Origin of the sequence: Xanthomonas sp. NCPPB 3761, from assembly GCF_041475705.2 — a bacterium.
Taxonomy (GTDB): domain Bacteria; phylum Pseudomonadota; class Gammaproteobacteria; order Xanthomonadales; family Xanthomonadaceae; genus Xanthomonas; species Xanthomonas phaseoli.
In genome coordinates, this window is the sequence record NZ_CM191262.1 from 2,953,784 (window position 1) to 2,978,042 (window position 24,259).

Sequence of the window (24,259 nt, forward strand, 5' to 3'; positions counted from 1 at the left end):
GGTGATACGCCCAGGGTTCCGTAGACACTCAAGACCCTCGTTGCGCGTAGCGCCGTTCAAACTCTACAGGGGACGGTAATCCCCCCGCCCATTAGCAGACGCCAGAAGTGGAATTTTCTCGTATCCTTTCTCGAGGAGGTTCCATGAAGAAGTCCCGCTTTACCGACAGCCAGATCATCGCCGTGCTCAAGCAGGCCCAGGCCGGTGCGCCCGTGCCGGAGCTGTGCCGCGAGCACGGCATCAGCTCGGCCACGTTCTACAAGTGGCGCAGCAAGTTCGGCGGCATGGACGTGTCCATGGTCGCGCGCATGAAGGAGCTGGAGGAGGAGAACCGCCGGCTCAAGAAGATGTACGCCGAGGCGCAGCTCAGTACCGACCTGCTGAAGGAAGCGCTCGCAAAAAAATGGTGAGGCCATCTCAGCGACGCGAGATGGCCCAATCGGCAGTCACGAGCGGGCGTACGAACATCCGCCACGCCTGCCAGGCCTTCGCGGTGAGCCAGACCTGCTTCCGCTACCAGGCCAAGGCCAGCGAGCAGAACGCCCGGATCGCCGACTGGCTGGTCCGCCTGACGACCGCCCATCGCGACTGGGGCTTTGGCCTGTGCTACCTAACGTGAAGGGCTTTGGCTGGAATCACAAGCGGGTCTACCGGATCTACCGCGAGCTGGAGTTGAACCTGCGGATCAAGCCGAGGAAGCGGCTGGTGCGTGAGCGGCCCGAGCCTCTGGCGGTGCCGGAGGCTATCAACCAGGTCTGGTCGATGGACTTCATGCACGACCAGTTGGCCGACGGCCGCAGCTTCCGGCTGTTCAATGTGCTCGACGACTTCAATCGCGAGGGGCTGGGGATCGAGGTGGATCTGTCGCTGCCGTCAGCCCGTGTGATCCGATCGCTGGAGCAGATCATCGAGTGGCGCGGCAAGCCCGCCGTGATCCGCTGCGACAACGGCCCTGAATACATCAGTGGCGCGTTGCTGTCCTGGGCGCAGCGGCATGGTATCCGGGTCGAGCACATCCAGCCGGGCAAGCCACAGCAGAACGCCTACGTTGAACGCTACAACCGCACCATCCGCTACGCCTGGCTCGCCCAAACCCTGTTCGACACCATCGACCAGGTGCAGGACAAAGCCACCCGCTGGCTATGGACGTACAACCACGAGCGTCCGAATATGGCGCTCGGCGGCATCACGCCTGCCATGAAGTTGGCGATGGCCGCTTAGCTCCACTTCTGGCGACCGCTAAAAGTGGGGGGATTACCGGCCAACGCCGCTATCATCAACCCCGGACTCTAAACCTGGCCGCTACTCAGGGCGGGGGGACGTCGCAGCAGGCACATGATGAACAATGGACCGAAGCCCACAAACAGCGCCATCCCAATCTTGTTCAACAGAAGCAATGAGCCACCCACCACGCCGGGGCCAGCCATCCCTACCCCAGTGAACCAGCGCGCGCGGGTCTTCTCGTCGTCGCGCTGTTGATTGCCGGCTGTCTGGATCTGATCGATGCTCATCATCGCGATCTGCATCAATCCCAGATTCTTGTCGATCGCATCGTAGGGACTTTTCGAATCCCCGGTCACCACTTGGGTAATGGACTGGCTGACACCCTCCGTCAGCGTCCAGTACAGTTTTGACGAACCCTCCGCCATGCTCGTCGCCAGGGCGATGATCAGCGAGGCGCGCAGCGCCGTCACCATTAAGCCCATAGCCGCCTCGCGGGACTGGCCGGTCACGATGCGGTACCCCTGAATAAAGATCTAGGGTGTCAGATCACAGCATTCGGCGCGTTGGACCGAGGCTATTTAGCTGGCCTCGGTAAGAACGCAATTCCGCTTAAAAAATCACAATTTGTTACATCGACATCGCAGGCGAAGCAGCTTGTTGCGTCTGCACCTGCGATTGCATCTGTGCTGTCTGGCGCTGATTTTCCTCGGCGACCTGTCGGCTGCTCTGCTCCAAGGAATGCCCTTGTGCCTGATCACGATCGACGAAAACACGACGCATCGCGGGGTCGGTCATCTCGCCCTGCACTGCGAAGAAGCCGTCTCCGCTCTTGTTCGGCACGACATGATCGATGCGCTGTAGACCGCTCACCTTGGACTCAAACACGATTTGTCCGGCTGCCTGCTCAAGTTCTTTGCGGTTGGCAAAGCCGCCGCGCTCGCCCAGGGCTTCCAGCTTGCCTACCGTGCCGACGAACATGCCGTTGTCTGGATGACGCGGGTCGGACAACAACGGGCCGGACGAAGATAGCGCTTGCGAAGAGGGAGAGGCAGTTTGCTCCATATGTTTATTGGAATACTGGGACAGCGCCTGTCCCAATGCTGCCCGCGTCTTTTGCCCAACCACACCGTCTACATGCAAACCATGCGCATGCTGGAATTGCTCGACCGCGTATTTGGTGTTGGCGCCGAAGTCACCATCGGCGTGCAAGGGCTTGCCGTCGCGGCCAACAGCATCGAGTTGCGCAAGTTGGCCTTGCAACTGCTTCACCTGATCAACGCGCTCGCCTCGTTCTAGCTTGCCGTCATGAGACGTGTTGCGATTTGCATGCTGAGGTGCAGAAAGCTGTTTGGCGGGCTGGGAATTGATTTGCTCCCATGCCTGCTCCGGGGGCACCCCACTTTCGATCGCCGAACGATACGATTGACGCATCGTATTCAAGGCCTGCTCTGTCTCTGCGCTCGTGATCGAAGCGTGATTAGAACCGCCCGGCTTGTCATAATAGCTTTTCCCAGTACCTGGATCGGCAATACTGGCCCACTCTTGCGCGAGCGCTTTCTGCGCACTATTCAACGAGGAACCGGATGCATCGGTAATATAGTTACGAACTGCAGACTTTTTATGAGTAATTAGATAATCTGAAAATACTTGATCTTGGAGCTCTGGCGTGAATTCCTGAGAGCGCTCAAGGCACAATTTATTCACCGCATCCTTCATCGTAGAAGGTATGACCTGATAGCGACCCACTGCAAAAAGTCGATCTTCATCGCCTCTAGGCAAAGCCTGACTATCCATTACCTCACCGACAGTCATGCCTGAAAAATCTAACGGGCCGGTGCTTCCACGAATATGCTCCCGACCATCAGCTCCAACATATGTGCCCCGGTTATAAGCATTGTAATTGTCACGCCCGGATTCACCGCGTTGAATCAAATCTGCCAAGGGACTACTCATATCCAGCACCTCCTGTGATTTTATAAACGATTCAAATCAGTCAGCTTTAGGTGAAACATCCCACCATGAAACAAAAAGCCGAGATTCACTACCATCTACCAGTCCATCCTGAATTTCGCCGTAGGTAGAAACCTTCAAAACTTTACTGCCGTCGCTGCTAGAAAACTCTGTTATACAATGTCCGTCGCCACTACACACATCCAATTCAGGCAACTCGTCGCACACTGCACACTGTTTCGGATTCTTCGAACATATACTTTCGAAGTCATCGCCAATCACGTTTTTTTTGCATTCCGGATGTTCTTTCGGCCTCCAGTTCCCAGAAATCACGCTCTTGCGCAAATCGCCGTATGGCATACCTTCCTTAAGCCCAGCTGCGATTTTCTTAATATCAACAGACTCAGGATTTGGCCCTGCATTTGCATTTTGCTCGGCAACGGATAAACTCTGCGAGGGCTCACTCACCATTGAACTTTCAGGCTTAGAAGCAGAATTATTAATTTTCTGTTGCGAATCTTGCGATTGACTAGCGACAGCTTCTTTTTGAGACGAATCTTCTTTACAAGCACCAATAAAAGGCAAACCTAAAATAAGAAAAAAATTAAAAATTTTTGAGCTCTTAATCATTGAAATTCCATCAATGTTTTAAACAGGAAACCGCCAAAAAAATCGTTAGAACTTTCGAAATATTGGCTTAGAACACTCGGAATACGCGACTTTACATGACCCACTATTAGTCGCCTCACAAGCTTTAACCGCCAGCTGAATAGCGTTCTTTTCTGTAGCAGACGACTGATAAAAACTCCGGGATTGCGATGACACAAGTGCGGCACACTGATTCTGATAACTCAATCGCACCTCGCAGTCTCCCGCCCCCCCTAAAGCACATTGTCGAATTGCAGCTTGCTCCGCTTCCCCCTCAGAAAATTTGCCTACTGCACTCCCAGCTTCGCCAGTAGAGTTAGAACGAGCAATTGCGCCCCAAGTTTTAATCCACTCGCCTGTTGGCCTTGGTGGAGACGCGGCAGCATCCCCTCTAGATGTGCCAGAATCGGGCCCACATTGTGGGCTTCCCGGACTGACACCCACAGGGCAGGCAGTTTGTGCAGAAGCAACAACAACTAAAACCGTATTTAAAAAAATACCCAGCAATAGACGAATCATTTTTTTCACCTAAGTGTTTTATTTTTGCGCAAGACCACGATCACCTGTACTAGCCTCTTGAGACGGAGCAGAATCTCTACGCATTACTGTAGGCATACTAGTGGAGTCTTCCGCACGTCGACTATCAGTATTACTAGCAGGCGGTGCAGGCTGATAAGGCCTACCAGCCCCCGGCTCCTGATTGGCCCGGTCCAGCTGCCCTAGCGCGGAGTAGGCCGTGAACTGACCCAGCGTGCCCTGGAAGAACGCCGCTGCCATCGGGGGAGCGGTTACGATCAACGTCGTCATCACCAAGCCTAACCCTCCTTGCTGCAACGCCATGCTGCTGATGCCCTCGCCACTTGAGCCTGGCATCGCGTACTTCACCAGGAACGCAAGCGCCACTGCGCCAACCACCTTCGTCGCCAGGCTCACCGTGAAGCTCAGCACCGACAACGAAAACACCATACCTAACCCGTATAGCAGCCACTTGCTGAACAACGACTTCGTCGCCTGGAACAACAGGCACATGATGAACAATGGACCGAAGCCCACAAACAGCGCCATCCCAATCTTGTTCAACAGAAGCAATGAGCCACCCACCACGCCGGGGCCAGCCATCCCTACCCCAGTGAACCAGCGCGCACGGGTCTTCTCGTCGTCGCGCTGTTGGTTGCCGGCTGTCTGGATCTGATCGATGCTCATCATCGCGATCTGCATCAATCCCAGATTCTTGTCGATCGCATTGTAGGGACTTTTCGAATCCCCGGTCACCACTTGGGTAATGGACTGGCTGACACCCTCCGTCAGCGTCCAGTACAGTTTTGACGAACCCTCCGCCATGCTCGTCGCCAGGGCGATGATCAGCGAGGCGCGCAGCGCCGTCACCACCAAGCCCATGGCCGCCTCGCGGGACTGGCCGGTCACGATGCGATACCCCTGGAAGATGATCCACAGCGTCAACACCGTCAAGGACACAACGCCAATCAAGGCCGAGGTCCGCTGCAGGAGCGTCCACTGAAAAATATCGATCTCATCGCGCAAGAAATCGTTGATCAGCGAGAAGAACGCGTAATTACCAAGACTGCTCAGAAAATCCATATGTCACCACATTCCACTGGACGGCCAGGCCGTGGAGCACTCGCGGCTCCAGGTTCGATTACACCTGCAACGGCACGCGCATCCTGCACGTGCCAAGTTATCAATTCCCTAGTTCCATCGGCTTCATATCACGAGGTTTGTCGGACCGGACCGAGTCCAGCGCCGCCTTCATCGCGACGCCGGCAACCACCGACTTGCCGAAATCACCCAAGGTGTTGCCCAGACTCTCGAAGAAGCTGCCGACTCCGCCTTGGCTGGAAGGATCACCGGAGGGAGCCTTCTTACCCCGCATCGCCGCCCACGCCTGCGCATCCTGCTGTTTGGTCAAAAACCCCAGCCGCGTCTGATATGCAAACATCGCCGATTCCATTTGCTGGCGATCAATGTCCATCAGCGCCTTCAGCGCGATCAGCTTGTTGGTGTTGTCTTCCAACTTGCCCAGTTCGGTGTCTTTGATCGCTGTACGCTCTTGCTCGATCTTGCGCAGGCGCTCAAGACGCTTTTTGGTGATGTCGTACATCGCCACCATGTAGTTGTACTGCGAATTGCGCGTGCGCTGAATCAGCTCGCAAGCTTCTTTTTGCTGGGTCGCCACCGGCGTACCCGCCGTGGTGCTAGAGCAATCCGCAATCCCGTAGTCATCCGGGACCACCTTGAGCTCTTCCTTGGGTTTGTCGACTTCTGTCCCGCTGTCCTTGTCCTTGGGCTTTTTCCCAAGCTTGAGCGAATCCTGAATTTCCTTGGTTTTCGTGTTGAGATCCTTGTCGACCACTTCCCATTGCGCACTGGCCACTCCCGCCATGCTGAGCAGCACCAGTCCCATGAAGATTCGGGAAAAATGTCTGAACGTGGTTGTCATGGTGTTCTTCGCCTCCTGTGACACAAATGAAGATGGTGCGGGTTGAAACTGCTGCGATCGCGTGGGCCGGTCATGCATCTTCGACCTCCATGTCCTTGGCCGACTTGCGCTTACCGGAACCCTTGCGATTGGCATAGAAGTCAGCCAACCATTGCTCCGGCGTCAGTTGGTCCACGGTGACACCAAGCTTGCCGGCCTTGCCCGCCAGAATTTGGTGCATGATTTCGATATTGTCGGTGGACGAGGAAATCACCGACAGCGCATCATCCATCCCGCGCAGGTTGAGCTGGCAAACCGCCGAGGCATGCCCCTGCTTGACCAGGAAACAGCGCGAACGCTCGTCAAGCGACACCACCACCTGGTATTCGGCGTCGGTGAGCTTGAGCCCTTCGATGTAATCGTCGCGGCTGGCATTCGGGTTCGGCAGCAGGATCATGGTCGCCGTCTGCTCGATCAGCGCGGCGGCAATGTCGCTGGCCAGCGCGTCTTCGGGGCTCTGCGTGGCGAAAATCCCTAAGCCATTCTGCTTACGGATGGTCTTCTGCTTGTTCTTGGCAAATTCCTTCAGGCCGCCCTTACCGTCCAGGATCTTCCAGAATTCGTCCATCACGTAGATCAGCGGGCGCCCGTCGATCAGCGCTTCCAGGCGATGCAGCAGGTAGTTGATCACCGGCACGCGCACTTCGGCGTTGTCGATCACGTCGGTGTAGTCGAACCCGATGATGGATGCGCGCGTCAGGTCGATCGTGTCCACAGGATTGTCGAACACCCAACCGAGCGAATTGCCAGCGGTCCAGCGGCGCAGACGCGCATACAGACCGTCGTCGCCCATGTTGGGCAGACTCTTGCGGAAATTGCTCATGCTGCGCAGGTGCATCGGCGTGTCCAGCATGCCTTCCACCGCACGATAGATATCTTCTTCCTCACGTGCGCTGTATTCGGCCTTGCCGCCCAGCACCTTGATCAACTCGGCCAGGAACTGGGTGTTGGCGTCATTGCGCTCGCACTGAAAAGGATTGAAACCGGTCGGAGACCCATTTTCCAGCGCCAGATAGTTGCCGCCGCAGGCGCGCACAAAAATCTCCGCGCCGCGGTCCTTGTCGAAGAAGAAGATGGTCGGAATCGGGTCGAACTTCTGCACCTGACTCAATAGGAAGTTGATCAGCGCCGTCTTACCGGTACCCGACTTACCGATCACCATCGTGTTACCGATGGCCTTCTCTCCCAGGGAGTTTTCGGACGGATGCGTCGCATGAAAATTGAAGTAGTACGGCTGCCCGTTGGTTGTCTGCAGCGTCGTGACGCAGTCGCCCCACGGATTGCTGTGCTGTTTGCCCTGGGCGAAATTGTGCAGCGGTGACAAGCCGAGGAAATTGAGCGAGCTCAGATTGGCAATGCGCGTACGGAAGCGCCAGTTGCCCGGCAGCTGCGAATAAAATGACGACGCGATCGCAAGATCTTCCTTGGCCGACACGAAACCGGCATTGGACAACTCCGCGCGGGTGGTTGCGATCTGCCTGGCCAGCTTCTCCTGGCTGTCGGCGTAGACCGCCAATGTGAAATGGTATTCACCGAGCACGAAATTTCCCGAGGCAACATCGTCCATCGCGACATCGAGATCGCGAATCTGGGTCGACGATTTGTCACCTGAAGAAATCATCATTCCCTTGGTGCGTTCGAGCACCTTCAGCGCATCATGTCGGCCGACCGGGCTGAACGAGTGCGTCATGACGTACTCGAAATCCAAATATTTCAGCCCATTGAGGATGCCAGGATAGGTTCCGTCCGCATATTCCTTGATGTTCAGGATCGCGCCGAAGTGATTGATTCCGTCTGGAGTCCGAACGACGAAATCGCCCGTCTTGTTAGCGAACATATGCTTGCTGACGGGCAAATAGGCGGGCACCGGAGCTGGCAAGACCGGCACCGGCTCATCAATTCGGTTCAACAAGTAGCCCAGGAACTCCAGCGTCTCGGAGAAGACGACGCCATTCTTTGCCTCGTACATGCCAAGCCTGTACGGAGCGTAATCCTTGAGCACAGCCTCCACATTCGTGGCGAGCTCGACAACCTTCGCAACAGCCTGCTCTTCCTCCGCGCGAATCTTGTCCGGGTTCGCGGATTTCTCCACTAAACGACGTCCCGTGACCACCGGCCTGTAAATCATGCTGAAATACAGCTCGTTCTGCATGATCTTTTGCGAAGAAAGCGCTGTGTAATACTCGTCGGACAAATTCTGATTGAACGCCTGCTTGAAACGTCCGCCCGTGCCGATTCTACGCCGACGCCGCACATCGTGGACCCAAAATGCAACGTTGGCAAAATCCGGCGCGCGCAGGGTCTGCAAAAGACGGTTAAACGTGTTGTGCCGTTGTTCGAGCTCGAACTCGTCTCGCCCAACAAACGGCAAACCGCCCAGATGCCAGATCAACAGATAGTCACCGGCAGTCGTCTTGACGACCGACGGCGCAACATGCGTCGAGATGGAAACAAACTCGCTGATCGGACTGTCTGGACTGAACATGGTCTTACCAAATTTAGAGAGGAAGCATCACACCAAGCGACCATCGGAAACACCAACCCCACGCGGGTTGCATGCGTGGGGTTGGTAAAACGGCTACGTGTTCATCGCGATTTTCCCGGGGGATTCTTGCGATATTCATTTGGGCTGAAGACCCACATTCCTGAATAACGCTGAAGGTTTCGCGCACGCATTCGGAACAGCCAGCGTAATCCCAGCAACCTGAAAATCATTTCGTCACGCTTGGCCATCTGCTGCATGGCAAAGATGATGACTGGAATGGTCAACAGGTACCAAAGATTGATGTACATCCCCAACAGCAAGCCACCACCCGCACCAATGAAGAAGGGGATGTAAGGCACCCCCAAAAACATGGCGGGGCGGGTGCATCCGCGGAAGAGTACATCTTTATGCATAGTATTGAGCGATCTGCATCAGCGAACCGGTGATCGTCGAGCAATCACCCGAACTGCCGTTTTTATTCTGAAGGATCATGTTGGCGATCTGGCCAGCAGCACCGATGAGAACGCCACCAATGAGAATTGGCGAGACCTCGGAGATGCGCTTGTGTGCGAAAGCGATCTGGTAGCCGGCCACGATGACTGCGATGGTGACCACTGCGATCGAGCCCATGTTCAACAGCTTGGTCACATTATTCAAAAAGCCACACACGCGGGTGTCGGTGTCTGCAAGACCATTGCCGTCTGCGGATGCACCGCCGGCCACCATCAGCAACGAAATGAATAGCAATGCCTTTACTGCCTGGGTGCCGACCATTTTGGCATCGGCGATCGTCTTGTTATCGATTTCAAACTTCATGTCTAACTCCTTGGGAACAGAGGGGGTCCAGCAGCCATATCCTTGGCAATTTCCATCCTAAAAAACGAATGCGCTATCCACTTGCGGAACTGTTTGCGGTGCTCGCTGCGTAGAAACGGGTGCAGATTGCTCGATCAGCGTCGAAGCTTGCGGACCGGAGGCTGGTACCGCCACCCCCCGCCCCTGCCCCGTTGCCTTCACTACATACAGCTCGTTTTCTGCCGGAGCAGCTGCAGGAGCCACAGGCGCCGCCCGGCTCGGCAAGGAATACCCTGTCGTAGGCGTGGATAGCATAGGCCCTGGCGGTGAAGCCGCCGTGTGGCTCGCGCCGGCAAAATCCTGAATGCGACGAGACACGATCGCGTCTGCCAGTTCGGCTGCAGCTTGTCGCAGAGGATTCGCCGGCTTCAATTGCACCTGGCGGGTTGGCACGACTGCGATGGGCTCGGCACCGGAAGACGCTACCGACTGCCGAATGGAGGCGTAGATCTTCTGCACGTAGCCATGTTTGAAGCCGGTTTCAAAATTTCCGGAGTAGTAGCAACTAAACGACTTCCCCCAGTTGGCGCCAGAACGCGAGTGGCATTCGGCCAGAATCTTTGAGGCGGCGACCAAGTTGGGGCATTTGTCGAATGCCATCTCATAAGTCGCCAAGCCGTACTTCTGCAGGTTGTACCGATTGACCTGGCCTAGACCCAGCGAAAAGTTGTACCCCTTCTGCTCCAGCATCTTCGCCGTGGCGACCGCTTCAGCCAGACCGCGCGGCTCCCGCACCAGGCGTCCGCCAACGACACCAATGGCATAGGGATTACGCGACGACTCGACACGGACAACGTGTTGCATTACCTCGCCGGGGACGGCCAGTCCAGTGCACCCCATCAGTTCCATGCCAGGCAACATGTCAGTACTCCTTCCAAAACCAGATCAAAATCAGCGATGACGTCGATGCCCTAGCCACCGCGCAGCGTGCGAAGAGGGTCGAAATCAATCCCCGTGATGAAGCGCCGTCCAGCGTGCGCCTTGATGTGAACCACGATGTCGATGGTCATTCTCAACAGACGTTTGATCACCTCGAACTCCAGACCGGAGCCCTCATTGGAGGCCTTCACCATCAATGCGAGCTGGTCCCAGGTCTGCTCGACACTTCCTGCATGGCAACTGGTGATAGAGCCGGGATGGCCCGACGCGCAGTTACGAATGAAGTAGAACGATTCATCGCCGCGCAGCTCAGCAAGGATAATACGGTCTGGCTTCATACGCAGGCAGGCCTCCATGCAGCTCTTAGCAGTCACGTTGCTGGCGCTTTGACCACCCTTGGAATAAAGCAGGTGCACAGCGTTCGGCTGGCTAATGAATAGCTCCCGGGCGTCCTCAATCGTCACCAAGCGCTCTTCGCTTGGAATGTGGTTGACCAGCGCCTTCATGAAGGTGGTCTTGCCGCTACCTGTCGCCCCAGCAACAACGACGTTTTTTTTGTAAAGCACGCACTTCTTGAAGAACTCTGCGTAGTCGCGCTTGCGGCGCAGCTCAAGCAATTCTTGGTCGTGATCGCTGACATCCGCCGATTGCTCAAGCACTTCGTCGAAGAAACCGTCGTGCTTGTACTGCTCCAGCGACTTTGTGTGCTTCGAGGGAAGTCGGATCGTAATGGACACCTTGCCCGCATCGCAGGCGGGCGGCATGACGAACTGCGCGCGCTGCCCGGTCGGAAACGTCAGCGACACGACAGGATCGGCATCGGTAATGCGTTGCCCGGTGTTGCTCTCATTGACGACCGCCGTACAGAACTGCCGCGCACGGTCGTAGGTGAGGGATGGCACGTCGACTCGCTGCCATCCATGGATCGTTTCCAGGTACAGCTCACCAGGACGATTGATGCAAATTTCGGTCACGTCAGGCGAATTCAGATAGTCCAGGATTCCCAGCACGGAGTACTGGTAGTCCAGGAAGTCATTAGAAATACGCGCTGTCGGGGAGTCATCGATCGTCATGGCAACCATTTCATTCACTTCGGCAGGACAGCCGAGAAATCGACGTCCTTGGCAACGTAGACGTTCAATACCGTTCCTTGGTTGATCGTCAGTGTGGCAGGACGACGTCCTGATTTTTCAACCGCCTGTTCCGCAAGCTGCTGCATGCTGCGTGCGGTATTACTCTCAAACGGTTGCTGGGTAATGATGCCGGAGCCAACGCCAATCGTTGTGGTCTCGGGGCCATATTCTGCCGCTGCGTACTTGAATGCATCGCTCAGCAGACTGATGAACAAGGCTGAAGCAATCTTGTTACCCCAATGCGCGTTGTAGTTACCCGGATGACCGGAGCTTCCAAGCGTATCGATGCCCGGACCCATGAGCGTGACATCCAGACCGGAAGGCGTAGTGACGCGGTCCCAGACAACTTGGAGACGATGAGAGGTCGGCTCACCGGCGCTGTACTGCCCCAACATTTTGGACCCCTTCGGAAGAAGCAGGTTGTGCCCATTGATGGAGTAGACCGGCTCGGTGACGATGCACGATGTGTAGCCGCCGAAATCGGAGATGATGCGGGTCTCCAAGATGCAGCGAATATAGGTACCACGCACCAACAGACCGTCCGGGTTGCTGATCGGCTTGGCCAGCGTGACCGGACTATCTTCCTGAGCAGGCGCAGGCTGTGCCCCAACTTGACCGGGAACCCCACCGCTATTTGCAGCAGACTCAGCAAGGATGCGACGCTCCAACAGCGTTGGCCCACGCTGACGTTCTGGTGCGGAGCTGACCTCTTCGCTATTGTCGGTCGGCATTGGCGGTAGTGGGGGCAGACTTGGCTGCTGAGCTAAAGGGACCGGCGGTTCCTCAACTGGCGCAGTCATGCTCTGCGGCAACGCAGGTGCGACCACCGTCTCGGTACGCGGCTTCGGAGGCACGGAATCTTCCCCGCCCTGTGTCGCTAGCCAGAAGATTGCGAGAATCAATAGAGCCGCAATGGCTGCGAGAAACACCAGGGCCTTGCGATTAAGTCGCTTGATGTCGCTCGATCTTAAGATCGGCTCATTGGCATCCAGGTCCGGTTCTGCACTGGCCTGCTGGCGCGCAAAGTAGGGATTATTGCGTTCGTTGTGGTCGCCGTTGCGCTGCTCATCCCCGCCATGGTTCTGGCTGCGCTCATCAGGACTGTTTGGAATATTCGAGTTCACTTTTGCTTGTTCCTTCGCAGACCGACGACGTTATCGCCATGACGAACTACCAAGAAAGGGTAGGTTCCGTGCACGATCAGAGTATTACCCTCTACCGTCGTATTAACGAGAAAATCTTCGGAGTGCTCTTTCTCGCGAGCGAAGACCGCGGGAAAATTCCCAGTCGGAAAACGCGTCAGATCCATATTTATGTAAGTGAATTTACCATCGTCATAGACGCGACTTGGAATCAACCAGGATTTCTTGGTTCGTGTCGCATAATCGTAATCGTAGTAGTAACGACGATCCTTCAAGATCTTGGCATTCAGTAGCGGGCCATTCTTCGAAGCATCCGCATCCGCGACATTATTGAAGCTCGTGTCCTTCGGGTAGGTAAACACAACCTTGTATTGGACACCCGCTTGCTTCGCCTGCTCAAGGCGCTGCCAGTCTGTCGCTACCACCTTAAGCTCAAGAATATAAGAATGGGTCGCGGTACGAATCATCATGTTCGTATCGACGTCGACATTCTTAGGCTTGAGATAAAAAACATTCTCTCGCCGCGTGAGTTCCCATCCACCGGTGAAACCGGTGCTGTAATCCAGAATTTTTTCGTTTGGGCTTAGCTCCACCTGAGTGGTAATGCCAAGGCCTGTGCGCACCTGATAGATACGGTCGGGCGCATACTCATATTCCTGAACCACCTGGGCAGCTGCTGACAAAGCACACAGCGCAAGTGGTAGCGCTGACACCAACGCAACCCTATATCGGTTAAAAAGTTTCATCGACCACTTGCTCCATTGACATTCTTGGGCAACCCCTGGGGTTGCATTGCAGGCTGCGCTTGCAGCTGACCGGCCGGCTGCATTTGATCAGGAAATGCTGGCTGCGCCTGTTGCTGAGGCGCGCCACCTTGCTGCTGCATGCCCTGTTGCAGCGGAACGCCCGCTTGAGGTGCAATGGTGGCACCTGCTGCATTTGGATCGGCCATCCCGGTCATCGGCTGCTGCATTGCCTGCTGTTGCAGTGCTGCCTGAGGTTGAGCATTGATAACCGCGCCAGCGGCTGGGGCAACGGGCAGCGCGGAATAGTCATTATCTACGCGGTAATCAGTGACCCGAAAACCCAGGGGATTTTCCACTCTCAAGCTATCGCTCATCTCAAGATTGTCCTGGTAGACGAACCCCATCGTGGCGATCTTGTTGTCCAGCAGCGTCGAAACCGTGGAGTTCTTGTCATAAACGGTTCGCTGGAAACGCACGGTCGCCCCGGTATATGCCTTTCCATTGCCGCCGATCAAGGTAATGCTCAAAATATTGACACGGATCGCACGGAGCTTGCCGTACGTATTCAAGGGCCTAGAGGGGTTGTTGGCAGAGTGGAGGGCACGATATTCGCCCACGACATTTGTCGCCCCCATAGCCGAGACCGTGTTCCAATCGCGCTGACCAATGATGGAAAGATCAAACGACTCACGCGCAATAATGAACCGCGCGATATTGCTGCGCGCCAGCGCTTCGCTGGTGCTGATGGTCCGACCGCCAAAGTTGGGCTCAAGCTTGGCGATGGTACTAGTGCCCGAATACGCATCTGCCATGACCAGATACGGCACTTTTTCCTTCAGCGGCAGCATGTAGTAGTAGCCGCCCGCTGTCATGACGGTGACCAGCATCGACAAGGTCGCCACGATCCAGGCACGCTTTTCGCTGCGACGGGCGAGGTCTGCAATGCTGACCTCGTAATTCACCGCTTTTTGAACGGCCGCACCTACTTGGGCGGAGCCGTCCTTTTCACTGACCTTCTTACGCAACATGTCTAGATCCGTCACCGTAAGGCCTTGTCAGGCCTGAAACTATTGCCGCAACGCGTCGCGGGTACTTGAGAAGGTAGGAACACCGCCAGCTCCATGCCTAAAAGGCATCGAGCCGACAGCAACCTTTAGAGCTTGGCGCCAGACGACACCGGCACTGGCTGCACCAACAGCTTGTTGGCGGAAACCGACACCGAAACCCCCTGGGCTGCGTACACGGCACTCAGCTCGGTTGCAGCCTGCTGGACGCTGGTCGTGCTGATTTCGGAAACCGGCCCGATCAAGGTGTAGTCCGATGGCAAGTTATAGGACAGCTGCATATTGGAGTCCGCCGCCCAGCGCTCCAGCATGGTCTTCAACGTGCCGTCCATGGGCGTGGCCTGATACGTGTACGAGGTGTAGAGCGGGATCTCGGTAGGCGCCTCGTCAAAGTGGTTGACGTGCTTCCAACGGCCACCAAAGTCAGGAGCCGGCTTGGTCGCGCACGCGCCTACCAATGCTGCAGCCACTAGCACCAACGACAGCTTGGACACATACATCGGATTCACTCTGACTTCTCCAACTCATGAAATTTCGGGCTTAAGACGGACAGCACTAAGCCTCCGCGCACCAGTGGGTACCGGAGGAAACCTGTTATTGATGCGTTTCTCGCAGTCCTCCAACTCGCCGGGGCGCCCCAGTTGCGAGTCTGTGCTGCCAAGAAGAATGAATACGCTGACAAACCATCCATAGCCTTACTCCAGTACGGCCCATCCGGCGCCGCTCCCCTACGACCATCTATCCATACCGCAGATTCTTGCTAACTTTGCCCTTAACAAGCAGATCCGTCAAGAATTGCGCGCCAGGCCCCGCACCGTAAACGAGGCAAGTATCACACTTTGATGGTAAGCGTTTTCACTTCAGTTTTCGGCAACAAGCGCGCAGTGAAGTAGCGATCCTCGTAGTAGCGAATCTTGTCGCACTTCACCGGATGCGGGATCCCCTCGTACAAGAACACTTCCTTCTCGTTGCCCATGGCCTTGAGTTCCTGCGGCAACATCAGCGCCCGACGCTCTTCTGACACGCTGTGGGTGGTCTCCCGCCCTCGGGTGACATTCTTCTTCTTGATGGTGGTGTAACCCAGCATCTCGGAATAGTCGTTGGCATCCTGCTGCTCACGCGGTGCGTAGAGGATCTGCAGGGCGTGGTTGGTGATGATGGTGCGTGACAGATCTTTACCGTAGGTCGCGTCCAGCTGGGCCATGCTCTGGATGATGGGCAGCAGGCGGATGTTGTAGCCGGCCATGTAGGCTACCGCGGTCGCGATGATGTCCACCTTGCCGATCGAGGTGAATTCGTCCATCAGCAACAGGCACTGATATTTGAGCTCAGGGTTGGACTTGGGCAATTCGCGGGTGTTGAGGTTGATGATCTGGCTGAAGAGCAGATTGATGATCAGGCGGCTTTCGGCAAGCTTGTTGGGCTGGATGCCGATGTAGATGGTCATCTTCTTCTTGCGAAGGTCCGTGAGCACGAAGTCGTCCGCACTGGTGGCGGCGTCCAGCACCGGATTGATCCACGCATTGAGCGGCTCCTTCAAGGTGCCCATGATCGAGGCGAAGGTCTCATCCGCCTGGGACAGCATGTTGGCAAAGGCCGACTTGGCGTTGCTGCTGAGGAACCGCCGCTCGGACAGCGACTTCAGGTATTTCTTGAGATCGGTGCCGTCACCCGAAGAGAGGCGATAAATCCCGCCCAAGGTGGGGGCCCCCGCCCCGCCCGGAAAACCGAGCGCGAGCTCCTCGTCCCAGTTTTCGAACAGGTACAGCGCGAATGCCATGAAGGCATTACGCGCCTGGCTGACCCAGAACTTCTGGTCGTCCGACCCATCTGGATACAGCATCGCCGCAATGCTCATCAGATCCGAAACGCGAAATGCGGGGTCGTTCGACACGTAGGTCAACGGATTCCAGCGATGCGTGCGACGATCTTCGGCGAACGGATTGAACAGGAAGACCTCGTGGCCCTGGCTGGCGCGCCAACCACTGGTCAGGTCGAAGTTTTCCTGCTTGATGTCCAGGACCACGACCGACTCCTGATACTCCAAGAGGTTCGGGATGACGACACCCACACCCTTACCCGAGCGCGTCGGCGCAGCAAGAATCACGAACTGCTGGCCGCTCAATCGCACCAGCTTGCCGTTGAACTTGCCGACGACGATGCCGTTTCCGCTGGGCTTGAACAGCCCATGTTTGGAGAGATCGGCGGCGCCGGCGAAGCGCGCGTCACCGTGCAGGGCGCGCGCCTTGGGCTTGACGATGAGCACAACGGCAATCGCCCAGACCAGCACCGGCAGGCCGAATCCAAGCACGCCCGCAATCTTGATCTTGGTCGCGTAAGGCGCCACTTGGGGCAACCCAAGCGCACTGAAATAGCGGTAGTAGGTGTCCCACCCGTACAGACCGGTGTCGAGCCGCAGCAACAGCAGGGTCAGATAGCCAGACAGGCAGTATCCGACTAGGACCGCCACCAGCGTGGCAATTGCGATGATTTTGGGTTTGGACATGCGCCCTTCTCCTTAGGCTTACATCACGACGGCGGGCTAGCGACGCACGACCGGCTTATGGTCGACAAGCTCGGACTTGCGCCCGCCGCTCTCGCTCTCCACCAGCGAATCGATCCAGACCTTGGCCTGGTCCAGGGACAAATCCGGCGTGATTCGCGTACCCGCATCGGTCACAACGGCGTATGCCACGACCGCGTCGGGTGCGTACACCTCGTCACGCGTAATCGCCACAACGCGATATCCGCCCCTGGTCAGCACGGTGTGCTGATATTCGTCCATCGCCAGCCTTCCTTTCCGTCAGCGCGGTGGCGATGCTAAAGCAAGACGTGTGACGGTAAAAGCGGTTTCGGCGGACCGGGCTGCGGCCGACAACGCTGCCTCGCGAAACGGCCGCACGGAACCCTCGTTTTCGCAGTCGAGGGACTCCCGGCGCGCTTTCGAAAGGCATATGGCCGGGGTGAGACCTGGACCGCCCACCGGCTACGCGCCGGAAGTCACTCCGATCGCCTGGCTTACGGCATGAAGCACCCATTCGCGGCAAAAGCCCCCATCAGCCAGAGCGCTGCACAGTCTTCCTGCGACCATCGATCAAGCTACTGTTCCAAGATAGGAAGAAAGCCGCGCGGGCACTTCATCGCTCGGATGGGGCGAGACGTCGCTGGCGTCTCGCATCATCGGCAGCGTGTAGATCAGATAGATGGCGCAGCACGATTCGGCATCGCCATGGCAACGCCGCGCACTTGGGCGGGACGTTTTGATCGCAGCCAGCCACTTTCATAGGCGACGGGCGCTTCGGCATCGTCAGTCGATAAGCGACGCGCAGCGCAAGCACATATGCAAGTGCAGAAAGGCTGGGATTTAAGTTCAGCAGACCCGGGCTGACGCATGCCAACGCTGCAAGAGCGTTTGCTTGGGATCACTTGGGTCAGTGGCAGACGTTGCTGCCGATGTTGAATCCACTCAAGACCCTGTGCCATCTGGACTTAGAGTGGTGGGCGGTACAGGGTTCGAACCTGTGACCCCTACCATGTCAAGGTAGTGCTCTACCGCTGAGCTAACCGCCCGAATCCTGCCTCAGCATTGCGCTGTGCAGGGCGCGCATTCTAGCGCAGGGATTTAAGGACTACAAGCCCTTCAGCACCCCACTACTGCCTGCCCTAGCCCAGACTTGCCGCTTTCAACTTCTGGATCTGATCGCGGATTTGAGCTGCGGCCTCGAACTCCAGATCCTTGGCGTGCTGATACATCTTCTGCTCCAGACTCTTGAGCTTGCCGGCGACTTCCGCAGGCTTCATGGCACGGTAATCGGGCGCCTCCTCTGCGACCTGACGCGATTTCGAACGACCCTTGCCCGACTTCTTGTCGGCCGCATCGTCACGCGCGCCTTCCATGATGTCGGCGATCGGCCGTTCGACGGATTTCGGTGTGATGCCATGTTCCAGGTTGTACTCGACCTGCTTCTCGCGGCGACGATCGGTCTCGTCGATTGCCGCCTGCATCGAACGCGTCACCTTGTCGGCATACAGAATGGCTTTGCCGCGCAGATTGCGTGCGGCACGGCCGATGGTCTGGATCAGCGACCCGGTCGACCGCAGGAAGCCTTCCTTGTCGGCATCCAGGATCGCCACCAGCGAGACTTCCGGCATGTCCAAGCCCTCGCGCAGCAGATTGATGCCCACGAGCACATCGAACTTGCCCAGGCGCAGGTCGCGAATGATCTCCACGCGCTCGACGGTGTCGATATCCGAGTGCAGGTAGCGCACCCGAATTCCGTGTTCTCCCAGGTACTCGGTGAGGTTCTCGGCCATGCGCTTGGTCAACGTGGTCACCAGCACGCGATCGCCGAGCTTGATGCGCTCGTGAACCTCGGACATGAGGTCGTCGACCTGCGTACCAACCGGTCTGATCTCCACCACCGGGTCGATCAGACCGGTTGGGCGCACCACCAGCTCGGTGACTTCGCCGGCAGACTCGCGCACCTCATAAGGACCCGGCGTTGCCGAAACATAGATGCTGCGTGGTGAACGCGCCTCCCACTCTTCGAAACGCAAGGGTCGGTTATCCAAGGCGGACGGCAAGCGAAAACCGAACTCCACCAGCGTTTCCTTGCGCGAACGGTCGCCCTTGTACATCGCACCGATCTGCGGGATGGTCACATGCGACTCGTCGATGACCAGCAGCGCGTCCGGCGGCAGGTAGTCGAACAAGGTCGGCGGCGGCTCGCCCGGCGCCTTGCCGGTGAGATGCCGCGAGTAGTTTTCGATGCCGTTGCAAAAACCCACTTCGGCCATCATTTCCAGATCGAATTGCGTGCGCTGGGCCAGACGTTGGGCCTCGACCAGCTTGTTCTGCGCGTAGAGCTGTTCCAGGCGTTCTTTCAGCTCTTCCTTGATGGTGTCCACCGCATTCAAGGTGCGCTCGCGCGTCGTGGCGTAATGGGTTTTCGGGTACACGGTGTAGCGCTGCAACTTGCGCAAGGTTTCGCCCGTGAGCGGATCGAACAACGTCAGCTGCTCGATGTCCCCATCGAACAACTCGATGCGCAAGGCTTCGGTATCCGACTCGGCCGGGAACACATCCAACACCTCGCCGCGTACGCGAAAGGCACCGCGCGTGAGTTCGAACTCGTTGCGGGTGTATTGCAGATCGGTGAGATGGCGGATCAACTGGCGCTGATCGATGTGCTCGCCAACCGACAGGATCAGACGCAGCGATAGGTAGTCCTCCGGCGCACCAAGGCCGTAGATGGCCGACACCGTCGCCACCACCAGCGAATCGCGCCGGGACAGCAAGGTCTTGGTCGCCGACAAACGCATCTGCTCGATGTGTTCATTGATCGAACTGTCCTTCTCGATGAAGGTGTCCGACGAGGGCACATAGGCCTCCGGCTGGTAGTAGTCGTAGTAGCTGACGAAGTACTCGACCGCGTTATGCGGGAAGAACGACTTGAACTCGCCGTACAGCTGCGCCGCCAACGTCTTGTTGGGCGCCATCACCAGGGTCGGCTTCTGCACCTGCTGGACCACATTGGCAATGGTGTAGGTCTTGCCCGAACCGGTCACGCCCAACAGCGTCTGCTTGGCCAGCCCGGCTTCGAAGTTGGCGACCAGCTTGTCGATGGCCGCAGGCTGGTCGCCCGCCGGCGAGTAAGGGGATACGAGCTGAAAACGATCGGTCATGGAGCGCACCTTCGGACGACCGCTGAGTATAGCGACGGCGGATGACGGCGATGTTTGCGGTTTCCCTACCTTCCTGCGGGCTTTAGGCCGATCGCGGAAACGTCAACCGCACCCGATTCTAAGGCTCACCGAAGGTTCGAGGCTTGGCAAGGATATGCACCAACCCCACAGAGGATTCAGCCTCATTGAGTGTTCTATTGCGGTCGCAGCACTTGCGGTCGCGCTATCCATCGCCCTACCGTCCTTGACGGCGCTGCACCGAACGCATCAGGTTCGGGCAGCCATGCTTGAACTTGCTGCACATTTGGCTCTTGCAAGATCGACCTCAATTACCCGCGGGGACCCGGTAGGAATGTGTCCGCGCGAGTCATCAGATGCTTGTGCAGCTGGTCACGATTGGACGCACGGCTGGCTGTTGTTTGCAGATCCGGATGGAAATCGCCGACCCGATGGTGCGAGTGACATCATCGCGTCGGGAACAGGCAAGGTTGACGCGAAGATAAGCGTCCGCACCACTTCCGGACGTACGCATCTGCGCTTTGGTCCGCTAGGGACCATGCTAGGGACTAATGTGACCTTCAACGTCTGCCGAGATGGAGGCCTCGAGGGTCAGGTCATTGTCAGCATGACTGGCCGGCTTCGCTCCTTGCGGCCGCGCCTACCGCAACCTTGTCCATCTTGAGACTTGCGGCGCGACGGGGGCTTGCACATGCAGCCAAGCCTCCCTATAATTTGCCTCCCCGCCCGAATAGCTCAGCCGGTTAGAGCACTTGACTGTTAATCAGGGGGTCGTTGGTTCGAGTCCAACTTCGGGCGCCAAAAACATCAAGGGCTTGCGATAACTCGCAAGCCCTTTTTTGTTGCGCCGGGAAAATTGCCGGGAAAATTCACAGCCCTCACGACTCTGAGGGCTTGAATACGTCAACGAACGCCAAGGCCTCATCGGTAGGCAACGCCGGCGGCGCAATCACCTGCAGTTCGTGATCGTAACGGTGCGTCATCTGCGGCGTGACGTGGCCCGCAGCATCTTGCTTGTGCGCCCGCGTACCACGGGTGTCAGTTATGCCCCGATGCTTTAGGCCGTGCAGCGTGAACCGGGCTTCTTCCTCGATCGCGCCGGCCTCGATCGCCGCCGTGATCAAGCGCTGCCAGGCCGTCTTCAATGTTGATCGCGCCAAGCGCGTGCCGGTCTGGGTCACCAACAAGCCGCGCTGCTCAGGGCGCAGGGGGACCGGTCGCTTGTGCGCATGGATCCGTTGAGCACGGTAGTCGCGCAGCCAAGTCCATGCCCACCGCAGATCGTCGTTCCAGGCGGTGATGTTGTCGCGAGAACCCTTGCGGCGCGTGCAGCGCACTCCCTGCTGTAGCGCGTCCGCGTCTGTCAGGTCGGTCACCTCGACACCGCGCAGACGTGCGTTGTAGGCCAGTACCATCACCGCCGGCATGTAAGGCGGGACCGCTCCCTTTGCGTGTAGCGGCAATGCAGCGCGTGACTTGGCGAACTCAAGCACAGCTATGAACGATTGCGGGTCCGGCATCTTTGCATCCGCGCGCTCCTTTGCACCGCGCACACCGCTGGCCGGGTTGGTCTTGCAATAGCCGATGCGTATGCCCCAAGCAAAAAGCCGGTGCAGATACCGCAGTGTGTGATTGGCTGTGGACGGACGGGCAAGCAATGCGGGCTGCACGGTGCTTGCTTCCCGCCCCTTGGCGAGCGCTTCGACCAGGCGCTGCACCAGGGGAACGGACAGACGGTCCACCTGCAGGCTCCCGAACAGGCTGCCGTCCTTCAGCACGTAGCCGCAGGCCACCTCGGCATGGCGATCGTAATCATCGCGGGTGCTGCGAGACAGGTCGCTGTATTCGGTGGAGAGCTTGAACGCGTTGGCCAGGTACTGCAGGGAGCCGACCAGGCCGGCACCACGGGATGCCTCTCTGGCCGCATGGAGGTCGGATAACCTCGAATCCGCGTAGGCAATGGTGCGCTTCCTCGTGGGGCCGCCCTCGGGGTTTGGTTCGATGATGTACCAGCGCCCGTCAGACCAGTAGACGCCTTTTGGGAGGGCGTCTTGGTCGATGTGCCTGGGAATATCCGGGTTGAACTTGCGCTTCCTGCCGCGTCCCATCAGATCAGCTCCTTGTTGTGTAGCTCAGCAGCGCTCTGGGTCAGCCCCAATGCGGCATTGAGCGCGTCCAGGGTTGTCCAGATTCCGCCCCTGCCGTCGTACCTATAGAGAATTCCCTGCTCGCGTGCCCAGCGCACTACCGTCGACACACGGGGAGCAGGACCGGCCGGCGCGCACAGGCGGCGCAGGTCCTCGAACGTAATCATCGGACTACTCACGCGACTTGCACCTCGATCCACTCACGCCGGCGTCGCCACTGCTCACGCATTTCTTCCACGAGCAAGTCGGCAGCGGCATAGCCGCGCTGAGCGGCTATGCGGAGCCGCAGCTCGCGCACCTTGGCTGCATCCGCGTAGCCCTGCCGTAGCCAGTGCCGCGCCTCGCAAGCCCTGCGAAACCCCTCCATATTTGCGCCATCGATCATCGCTGGCGCGCACCGGTGAAGCGCAGGCCGAGCTGCACGACGTTCTGGGCGCTGGGCCTTGGCTGACGGGGCGTGCGGATGCGATGAGCACGCCGCCATTCGGTCATGGCCAACTCGAAGCCGGGGTGCTTCTGTGTCCGCCCACACACGCATTCGATAAAGTGCCCACCGCCCGCCTCGAGGCGGCGGGCATCGAGCATGTGGCGAGCGACGTGGCCGTTCGCGCAGGGCGGCAGAGGTGTGTCGTGGTCGACCTGGCGCTGCGTCACGGTACCTCCCGGCGCAGCACGCGTTCAGCCTCGCGCAAATGCTGCACGGTGTCGGAGTCGATACGGTCCAGTGCCTCGGCGATGGTGTAGTCCATCTCGGCCAGCCAGTCGGCACGATTCAGCACCAGAGCAGCGGTGAGTGCTTCCCCAGTGGACAAGGGGCCAGGGCCTCCCATGCGCGCGGCGGCGCGCGCAACCTCGATCGTGCGCTGCAGGTTCATGGCTGCGTCCTCCATGCGGCACCGAGCTGGGCGCGTGCTTCATCGACACGCATGAGGCGCAAACCCCAGCGAACCGACCAGGTGTGCGCTTGCTGTTCGTCGCAGGTCAGGATCAGCTGCCCGGAAGACTCCAGGCGATCAGCGCGGAACGCGAACAACATATCGTCCAGCTCGATGACCTCCTGCAGGCCGAGCGTCTGACACAGAGCCTCGGCGTTGAGTGATTTGGCGCTGCCCTGCGGGCCAAGAAGGATGACGGAATCAGCCATGAGCAGCCTCCCGCCGCACGGCCATGCGCGTGCGGCGATGTAGCCGCTGCGGCACCTGTCCGACAGCCAGGCCGGTCTGAGTGCGGCGCGGACGGCGCGAGGCCCACAGCTTGTAGACCAGGGCACCACCGGCCGTCGGCGCCAGGATCATTGCCAAAGCCAGCAGCTCACCCATGGGCCACCTCCCGTTCGGCCTGCGCCATCGCAGCGGCCGCCGCCGCGGTGGGCCTGCGCGGCAGCATGTTGGCCAGGTCGAAGGGAAAGTCCAGGCCGTCCATGAACTCGGCCAGTTCCGTACTGATGCGGTCTTCCGCCGTCGTCCACAGGCGGGGGCCGTCGACGAGTTTCCAGCCGGTGCCGGTGCCGCGACGCCGCTCCCACGACTGGCGAGCCTCGCGAAGCGGTCCCATGCTCAGCGTGGCGGTGACCACGACCGTGCCATGCGTGACGTGCATGGTGATGGTCGCTGAGCAGTCGCCCATGCCGCGATCGTAGGCCGCAACGGCCGGCGTGCTAGCCTCCGCGCCAGGTCCGGTGCTCAAAGCCAACGGACGTGCTGCCGTGGCTGGACGTGTTCCAGTGTGCTGTTGCATATCGACTCTCCTGAGTTGCGTTGGTGGAGGGCCTTGGGGCGGTGTGACA

At 58.2% G+C, this 24,259-nt stretch carries 26 protein-coding genes, 2 tRNA genes and 2 pseudogenes; 3 read left to right on the forward strand and 27 right to left on the reverse strand.

Features of this window, described 5'->3' with window-relative positions; genetic code table 11:
• Positions 1-143: 143 nt before the first annotated feature.
• Positions 144-1,221 (forward strand): annotated as a pseudogene (locus ACCQ00_RS12855) (IS3 family transposase).
• Between the two features lie 104 nt (positions 1,222-1,325).
• Here ACCQ00_RS12855 and ACCQ00_RS12860 read toward each other — a convergent pair.
• The 19 genes and pseudogenes from ACCQ00_RS12860 to uvrB form a co-directional block, all read right to left on the reverse strand.
• Positions 1,326-1,757, reverse strand: a pseudogene (locus tag ACCQ00_RS12860) (type IV secretion system protein); the annotation flags it as partial.
• Between the two features lie 94 nt (positions 1,758-1,851).
• Positions 1,852-3,177 carry a peptidoglycan-binding domain-containing protein gene (locus ACCQ00_RS12865; RefSeq protein ID WP_236493333.1) on the reverse strand — a complete coding sequence of 442 codons (1,326 nt, stop codon included), beginning with the start codon at positions 3,175-3,177 and terminating at the stop codon, positions 1,852-1,854.
• A 36-nt stretch (positions 3,178-3,213) separates the two neighbouring features.
• Positions 3,214-3,804, reverse strand: coding sequence for a hypothetical protein (locus ACCQ00_RS12870; protein WP_127446496.1), 591 nt, complete (start codon positions 3,802-3,804; stop codon positions 3,214-3,216).
• A 45-nt stretch (positions 3,805-3,849) separates the two neighbouring features.
• Entirely contained in the window at positions 3,850-4,341 is a 492-nt protein-coding gene (locus ACCQ00_RS12875) for a DUF4189 domain-containing protein (protein ID WP_080948852.1), read from the reverse strand.
• An 18-nt stretch (positions 4,342-4,359) separates the two neighbouring features.
• Positions 4,360-5,421, reverse strand: coding sequence for a TrbL/VirB6 family protein (locus ACCQ00_RS12880; protein ID WP_372353944.1), 1,062 nt, complete (start codon positions 5,419-5,421; stop codon positions 4,360-4,362).
• A 100-nt stretch (positions 5,422-5,521) separates the two neighbouring features.
• Positions 5,522-6,244: a hypothetical protein gene (locus tag ACCQ00_RS12885; protein WP_039571411.1), complete on the reverse strand. Its 723-nt coding sequence runs from the start codon at positions 6,242-6,244 to the stop codon at positions 5,522-5,524.
• A gap of 106 nt (positions 6,245-6,350) precedes the next feature.
• Entirely contained in the window at positions 6,351-8,804 is a 2,454-nt protein-coding gene (locus tag ACCQ00_RS12890) for a VirB4 family type IV secretion/conjugal transfer ATPase (RefSeq protein WP_039571408.1), read from the reverse strand.
• Positions 8,805-8,905: 101 nt separating this feature from the next.
• Positions 8,906-9,217: a VirB3 family type IV secretion system protein gene (locus ACCQ00_RS12895; protein ID WP_005914227.1), complete on the reverse strand. Its 312-nt coding sequence runs from the start codon at positions 9,215-9,217 to the stop codon at positions 8,906-8,908.
• The gene (locus ACCQ00_RS12900; RefSeq protein ID WP_011051714.1) at positions 9,210-9,620 is read right to left on the reverse strand and encodes a TrbC/VirB2 family protein; all 411 of its coding nucleotides are present in this window, start codon (positions 9,618-9,620) and stop codon (positions 9,210-9,212) included. Before ACCQ00_RS12900 ends, ACCQ00_RS12895 begins: the two co-directional genes overlap by 8 nt.
• Positions 9,621-9,677: 57 nt before the next feature.
• Entirely contained in the window at positions 9,678-10,508 is an 831-nt protein-coding gene (locus tag ACCQ00_RS12905; RefSeq protein ID WP_017158329.1) for a lytic transglycosylase domain-containing protein, read from the reverse strand.
• A 62-nt stretch (positions 10,509-10,570) separates the two neighbouring features.
• On the reverse strand, positions 10,571-11,620 hold the full coding sequence (gene virB11 / locus ACCQ00_RS12910; RefSeq protein WP_005914233.1) for a P-type DNA transfer ATPase VirB11: 1,050 nt from the start codon (positions 11,618-11,620) through the stop codon (positions 10,571-10,573).
• Positions 11,621-11,625: 5 nt separating this feature from the next.
• Positions 11,626-12,795: a TrbI/VirB10 family protein gene (locus tag ACCQ00_RS12915; protein ID WP_372353945.1), complete on the reverse strand. Its 1,170-nt coding sequence runs from the start codon at positions 12,793-12,795 to the stop codon at positions 11,626-11,628.
• Complete coding sequence (locus ACCQ00_RS12920) at positions 12,792-13,559, reverse strand: TrbG/VirB9 family P-type conjugative transfer protein (protein ID WP_039571399.1); 768 nt, start codon at positions 13,557-13,559, stop codon at positions 12,792-12,794. The genes ACCQ00_RS12915 and ACCQ00_RS12920 overlap by 4 nt, the downstream gene beginning before the upstream one ends.
• Positions 13,556-14,587 carry a VirB8 family type IV secretion system protein gene (locus tag ACCQ00_RS12925; protein WP_039571396.1) on the reverse strand — a complete coding sequence of 344 codons (1,032 nt, stop codon included), beginning with the start codon at positions 14,585-14,587 and terminating at the stop codon, positions 13,556-13,558. The genes ACCQ00_RS12920 and ACCQ00_RS12925 overlap by 4 nt, the downstream gene beginning before the upstream one ends.
• A 125-nt stretch (positions 14,588-14,712) precedes the next feature.
• The gene (locus ACCQ00_RS12930) at positions 14,713-15,123 is read right to left on the reverse strand and encodes a TcpQ domain-containing protein (RefSeq protein ID WP_039571393.1); all 411 of its coding nucleotides are present in this window, start codon (positions 15,121-15,123) and stop codon (positions 14,713-14,715) included.
• 332 nt (positions 15,124-15,455) lie between these two features.
• Positions 15,456-17,129 carry a type IV secretory system conjugative DNA transfer family protein gene (locus ACCQ00_RS12935; protein WP_017155023.1) on the reverse strand — a complete coding sequence of 558 codons (1,674 nt, stop codon included), beginning with the start codon at positions 17,127-17,129 and terminating at the stop codon, positions 15,456-15,458.
• 36 nt (positions 17,130-17,165) lie between these two features.
• The gene (locus ACCQ00_RS12940) at positions 17,166-17,408 is read right to left on the reverse strand and encodes a hypothetical protein (RefSeq protein WP_011347916.1); all 243 of its coding nucleotides are present in this window, start codon (positions 17,406-17,408) and stop codon (positions 17,166-17,168) included.
• Between the two features lie 710 nt (positions 17,409-18,118).
• Positions 18,119-18,193: transfer RNA gene (locus ACCQ00_RS12945), tRNA-Val, on the reverse strand.
• A gap of 93 nt (positions 18,194-18,286) precedes the next feature.
• Positions 18,287-20,308, reverse strand: a complete 2,022-nt coding sequence (uvrB, locus tag ACCQ00_RS12950) for an excinuclease ABC subunit UvrB (protein WP_039571390.1) — start codon at positions 20,306-20,308, stop codon at positions 18,287-18,289.
• Between the two features lie 154 nt (positions 20,309-20,462).
• Between uvrB and ACCQ00_RS12955 the strand changes: the two genes are divergently transcribed.
• Both ACCQ00_RS12955 and ACCQ00_RS12960 read left to right on the forward strand, forming a co-directional pair.
• Positions 20,463-20,990, forward strand: a complete 528-nt coding sequence (locus ACCQ00_RS12955; protein ID WP_080948854.1) for a GspH/FimT family protein — start codon at positions 20,463-20,465, stop codon at positions 20,988-20,990.
• A gap of 60 nt (positions 20,991-21,050) precedes the next feature.
• Positions 21,051-21,127: transfer RNA gene (locus ACCQ00_RS12960), tRNA-Asn, on the forward strand.
• Positions 21,128-21,204: 77 nt separating this feature from the next.
• Here ACCQ00_RS12960 and ACCQ00_RS12965 read toward each other — a convergent pair.
• From ACCQ00_RS12965 to ACCQ00_RS13000, 8 genes are read right to left on the reverse strand one after another with little or no spacing between them, the layout of a single operon-like run.
• Complete coding sequence (locus ACCQ00_RS12965) at positions 21,205-22,434, reverse strand: site-specific integrase (protein WP_372353946.1); 1,230 nt, start codon at positions 22,432-22,434, stop codon at positions 21,205-21,207.
• Positions 22,434-22,640, reverse strand: coding sequence for a hypothetical protein (locus ACCQ00_RS12970; RefSeq protein ID WP_099770618.1), 207 nt, complete (start codon positions 22,638-22,640; stop codon positions 22,434-22,436). Before ACCQ00_RS12970 ends, ACCQ00_RS12965 begins: the two co-directional genes overlap by 1 nt.
• An 8-nt stretch (positions 22,641-22,648) precedes the next feature.
• Complete coding sequence (locus ACCQ00_RS12975; protein ID WP_039571376.1) at positions 22,649-22,858, reverse strand: DUF7696 family protein; 210 nt, start codon at positions 22,856-22,858, stop codon at positions 22,649-22,651.
• Positions 22,855-23,127: a hypothetical protein gene (locus ACCQ00_RS12980; protein ID WP_039571374.1), complete on the reverse strand. Its 273-nt coding sequence runs from the start codon at positions 23,125-23,127 to the stop codon at positions 22,855-22,857. Before ACCQ00_RS12980 ends, ACCQ00_RS12975 begins: the two co-directional genes overlap by 4 nt.
• Complete coding sequence (locus ACCQ00_RS12985) at positions 23,124-23,348, reverse strand: hypothetical protein (protein WP_039571372.1); 225 nt, start codon at positions 23,346-23,348, stop codon at positions 23,124-23,126. Before ACCQ00_RS12985 ends, ACCQ00_RS12980 begins: the two co-directional genes overlap by 4 nt.
• Positions 23,345-23,617, reverse strand: a complete 273-nt coding sequence (locus tag ACCQ00_RS12990; RefSeq protein ID WP_039571370.1) for a hypothetical protein — start codon at positions 23,615-23,617, stop codon at positions 23,345-23,347. Before ACCQ00_RS12990 ends, ACCQ00_RS12985 begins: the two co-directional genes overlap by 4 nt.
• The gene (locus ACCQ00_RS12995) at positions 23,610-23,792 is read right to left on the reverse strand and encodes a hypothetical protein (protein WP_039571368.1); all 183 of its coding nucleotides are present in this window, start codon (positions 23,790-23,792) and stop codon (positions 23,610-23,612) included. Before ACCQ00_RS12995 ends, ACCQ00_RS12990 begins: the two co-directional genes overlap by 8 nt.
• Entirely contained in the window at positions 23,785-24,210 is a 426-nt protein-coding gene (locus tag ACCQ00_RS13000; protein ID WP_039571365.1) for a hypothetical protein, read from the reverse strand. The genes ACCQ00_RS12995 and ACCQ00_RS13000 overlap by 8 nt, the downstream gene beginning before the upstream one ends.
• Positions 24,211-24,259 lie beyond the last annotated feature (49 nt).